Source organism: Candidatus Cloacimonadota bacterium, assembly GCA_011372345.1.
GTDB lineage: Bacteria > Cloacimonadota > Cloacimonadia > Cloacimonadales > TCS61 > DRTC01.
On record DRTC01000347.1, the window covers coordinates 1 to 4492 of the forward strand.

At 39.4% G+C, this 4492-nt stretch carries 6 protein-coding genes; all 6 read left to right on the forward strand.

All coding sequences use genetic code 11. From position 1 onward, the window contains the following. Positions 1 to 81 precede the first annotated feature (81 nt). The gene (locus tag ENL20_06670) at positions 82 to 285 is read left to right on the forward strand and encodes a 4Fe-4S dicluster domain-containing protein (GenBank protein HHE38239.1); all 204 of its coding nucleotides are present in this window, start codon (positions 82 to 84) and stop codon (positions 283 to 285) included. 9 nt (positions 286 to 294) lie between these two features. Then, positions 295 to 1380, forward strand: coding sequence for a 3-methyl-2-oxobutanoate dehydrogenase subunit VorB (gene vorB, locus ENL20_06675; GenBank protein ID HHE38240.1), 1086 nt, complete (start codon positions 295 to 297; stop codon positions 1378 to 1380). Positions 1381 to 1430: 50 nt separating this feature from the next. Then, on the forward strand, positions 1431 to 2186 hold the full coding sequence (locus ENL20_06680) for a 2-oxoglutarate oxidoreductase (GenBank protein HHE38241.1): 756 nt from the start codon (positions 1431 to 1433) through the stop codon (positions 2184 to 2186). After that, positions 2183 to 2725, forward strand: coding sequence for a pyruvate ferredoxin oxidoreductase (locus ENL20_06685; GenBank protein ID HHE38242.1), 543 nt, complete (start codon positions 2183 to 2185; stop codon positions 2723 to 2725). The genes ENL20_06680 and ENL20_06685 overlap by 4 nt, the downstream gene beginning before the upstream one ends. A gap of 318 nt (positions 2726 to 3043) precedes the next feature. Continuing rightward, on the forward strand, positions 3044 to 3382 hold the full coding sequence (locus ENL20_06690) for a T9SS type A sorting domain-containing protein (GenBank protein ID HHE38243.1): 339 nt from the start codon (positions 3044 to 3046) through the stop codon (positions 3380 to 3382). A 245-nt stretch (positions 3383 to 3627) separates the two neighbouring features. Beyond that, positions 3628 to 4206: a penicillin-binding protein activator LpoB gene (locus ENL20_06695; GenBank protein HHE38244.1), complete on the forward strand. Its 579-nt coding sequence runs from the start codon at positions 3628 to 3630 to the stop codon at positions 4204 to 4206. The last annotated feature ends 286 nt before the right edge of the window (positions 4207 to 4492 follow it).

The following is a 4492-nucleotide window of genomic DNA, read 5'->3' on the forward strand; positions in this document are numbered from 1 at the left end:
AACAAGATTAAGAATCCGGTTGACAGATTTGCTGAAAATAAATCTCTTAACCGAAAATAATCAGACGACAAGGAGTCAATAATGGCAAAAATGACAGTTGACCCGTTTTATTGTAAAGGATGTGGGATTTGTATTCCCGCGTGTCCCAAGAAGATAATCCGTCTTTCGGAGAAGTTCAATGAAAAGGGTTATCATTATGCAGAATGTTTTGACCAGGAAGCTTGCATTGCCTGTAAGCTCTGTTATGTAAGTTGTCCTGATGTGGCAATAACGGTAGAGAAGTAGGAGGAAAAGATGGCAGAAAAAATATTAATGAAAGGTAACGAAGCAATTGCAGAAGCTGCTCTTCGTGCAGGCTGCAGGTTATATTTTGCATATCCGATAACTCCTCAAAGTGAATTGATCGAATATATGTCCAGGATGATGCCGAAAGCCGGTGGCACTTTTGTGCAGGCAGAAAGTGAAGTCGCTGCGATCAATATGGTTTACGGAGCATCAGGCTGCGGAAAAAGAGTGATGACATCATCTTCTTCTCCGGGAGTTTCGCTCAAGCAGGAAGGAATTTCCTACATTTCTGGAGCAAGTTTACCGGCAGTTGTTGTAAATGTTGTGCGTGGAGGTCCCGGTCTTGGTGATATTCAACCAGCCCAGGGAGATTATTTTCAAGCCACGAGAGGTGGAGGACACGGAGATTATCGAACGATCGTTCTGGCTCCGAGCACAGTTCAGGAATTTGCTGATATGGCTCCCCTTGCCTTTGATCTTGCTGATAAATATCGGATGGTAGCTCTTATTCTTTCTGATGGTTTGATCGGACAAATGATGGAACCGGTGGAATTCCAGCCTGCAAAAACAGAGAAGGAACTGGAAGAACTCAATAATCAGCATTTAGACTGGTGTATGCATCCTAATGAGGACGAACCGAATCATCATCACCATATTATCAATTCATTGGAATTGGATCCGCATGTTCTATCCGATCTTGTTCTGAATCTGGAAAAGAAATATATAGAAGTGGAGAAGAATGAGATCAGGTTTGAAGAATACAATATTTCTCCTGATAATGAGATCGTTTGTGTTGCTTTTGGAACTGCTGCGAGAATAACTAAATCTGCGATCGACGAACTTCAGAAAGAAGGGAAAAGTGTTGGTTTGATCCGACCGATAACTCTCTGGCCCTTTCCAGCCAAAGCAATAGATGATGCTATTCATCAAAAAGTTCGCAAAGTTCTGACTCTCGAACTGAATCTTGGTCAGATGATAGATGATGTTCGTCTGGCATTAAAAGGAAAAGTCCCGGTTGAATTTATGGGAAGAGTCGGCGGACTGGTTTTCACACCGGAAGAAGTTAAAGCAAAAATAGAAGAGATATTCATCTAATAGATGTTCATCTAATAGATGTTTATCTAATAGATATTTTAGGAGGAAAAATGGAAATTATCGCCCAAAGACCAAAATCTTTGACAGATACACAATTCAGTTATTGTCCCGGCTGCACGCATGGGATTTCACATAGATTGATCGCAGAAGCAATGGACGAACTCGATTTGAGAAACTCGATGATGGGAGTTTGTCCGGTAGGATGCTCGGTTCTCGCTTATAATTTCTTTGATTGCGATATGGCGGAAGCTGCTCATGGAAGAGCTCCTGCACTTGCAACAGGAATGAAACGAGCCAGACCAGATATGCATGTTTTTACTTATCAGGGAGATGGAGATCTGGCAGCGATCGGAACTGCGGAAATTATTCATGCTGCCAATCGCGGAGAACATATTACGGTATTTTTCGTGAATAACGCAATTTACGGAATGACAGGCGGACAGATGGCTCCTACAACTTTACCCGGAATGAAAACTACAACTTCTCCCTATGGGAGGGACGAAACCGATATTGGTTATCCGATCAGAGTTAGTGAAATGCTGGCAACATTGGAAGCTCCGTATTATATTGCCAGAGTTTCATTGCTCTCACCTCAAGATATTATCAAAGCAAAGAAAGCAGTTTACAAAGCTTTGAAATTCAATAAAGAAGAAAGAGGATTCACTTTTGTGGAATTCGTTTCTACATGTCCAACCAATTGGGGATTAGAACCTTTGAAAGCGTTTGAATGGGCAAAAGAGAATATGCTGCCGTTCTTTAAGATTGGAGTTTTCAAAGATAAATCAATCGAGGAGGAAGCAAAATGATAATCGAAGTAATTTGCTCGGGATTTGGTGGACAGGGAGCTTTAACTGTTGGGAAATTCCTGTCACTCGCTGCTATGAAAGAAGGCAAAGATGTTTCCTGGCTTCCTTCCTACGGACCGGAAATGCGCGGTGGAACTGCTAATGTTGCAGTTGTGATCAGCGATAAACAAATTGCATCTCCTTTAGTTTCTAATCCGAATTTATTGATTGCTTTGAATAAACCATCTGTTGATAAATTCGGTCCGATGATAAAACCGGATGGTTTGATGATCGCAAATTCCGATATGTGTCCGGAAAAATTGGACAGAGAAGATATTGAAGAAATTTATGCTCCCATGTCATCTATTGCAACTGAAATCGGTTCGACAAAAATCCTGAATATGGTCTCTCTTGGAGTTCTGATCGGCAAAACCGGTTTGGTGAAATTTGAGACAGTAGAAAGAGATTTGAAAGAGATTTTAGGGAAAAAGAATCCTGCTCTTCTCGAAGCGAATTTGAAAGCGATTGCCAAAGGGATCGAGATTGGGGAAAGAAGTTGAATTCGTTGAACTTGTTGAATCAGTTGAATTAGGATAAAAAACCCTCCGAATGGTTTCTGCCAGAGTCTTTCTTCTTGCTTGACCTTCGGAATGGTTGGAGAAAACTCATCTTGCTTGTCAGGACGAAGTTTTAACGAAGACTGGCTGTCCTTCTCTTTATGAAAGAAAAATAAGCAAGAATTTCAAAAGAGAAGGAACATAAGAGATGCAAGAAAAGTAAAAGAAAAAAAAAGAAAAAAATAGTCACTTAATTCTAAAACTCTAACATTTTTTGGCAAAAAATATTTCTATCCTTCATGAGCAAGCGTTAATTCAGGTATTATCATACCTGTTGCTGTCGATGATAAAACCATCACCAATTCCGAAAATCAATTATTCCGGAATTTTCCCAATCCTTTCCGAAACAACACGGAAATTTCTTTTTCATTAAATGAAAATATAACAGATGCCAAACTTACGATCTATAATATCAAAGGTCAGAAAGTTAGAGTTTTGGAGTGTTTCAATTCTTTTGAAACAAAAGCGACGGAGTCGCTTTCCCACATAACCTGGAACGGTAAAGATGAGAATGGTTCACCGGTTGCTGCCGGAATTTATTTCTATCAACTTCAGACCGATGATTTTTCAGCGATGAAGAAAATGATTTTACTTCGCTAATCCATCTGAATGTCCGCAGGTCTTCCGATCGTCTGGAGTATCCTGCAACATTCCGAAGAACTTCGTACATTCGGAAGTTTGAGAAAACTTCGACAAGATTTAATTACATAAACCTTCAAGGTTTTTGAAACCTTGAAGGTTTTTTATTGACACCAAAACAGAGATTCAACTTCTTTCACAAAGAATATATTATTAAAAACGGAGGAATTGTGGAAAGAATTAAAACTATTCTAAAAGTAAGTTTGATGATCGGAATGTTATTTATTATTGGATGTGCAGGAAGTGCGAGAACCGTTACCCGTATGTCAACCAACGAAGTTACCGATTTGAGCGGTCGCTGGAATGATACCGATTCCAAACTCGTGGCGGAGCAGATGATCCAGGATATGATCTATCGCAGCTGGATCGAAGATTTTGTTATGGAAAATGAGACAAAACCTGTTCTTATTGTAGGAACAGTCCGCAACAAAAGTTCTGAACATATTCAAACCGAAACATTTGTAAAAGACATCGAGAGGGAACTCATTAACAGCGGGAAAGTGAAGTTTGTGGCTGCCAGTAAAGAAAGAAAAGAAATCCTGGAAGAACGCTATCATCAGCAATCACACGCTTCCGATGAAACAGCAAAAGCCCTGGCAAATGAAACCGGAGCTGATTTCATGCTGATCGGAACGATCACATCCACAACAGATGCGATAAGTGGAAAAGCTGCAGTCTTTTATCAGGTTGATATGGAACTGGTCAATATCGAGTCCAACGAAAAAGTCTGGATGGGAAGTAAAGAGATCAAAAAATTCATCGAGCAGAAGAAAACGAAATGGTAAAGTAGCACAGAATTGTATTCTGTGATTCTTCGATTCGTAATGAACTATAAGTCGAAACAAATTACTTACCATTCTGTTTCGAGTCGTCGTCCTTCGTCCTTTCGAGTCGAATAAATAAAAAAAACTTGGTAAGTATTTGAAACTTACCAAGTTTTTAAAGATCGAGAAATATCTAACCAGAAAAACTTGTTAAATTTCATCCCGAAAGCTTTCGGGAAACAAGTTTCAAAAGGAAATCTAATGAATAGATCAATAATTTCTAAAGTAATTATAATCTTTATAATAT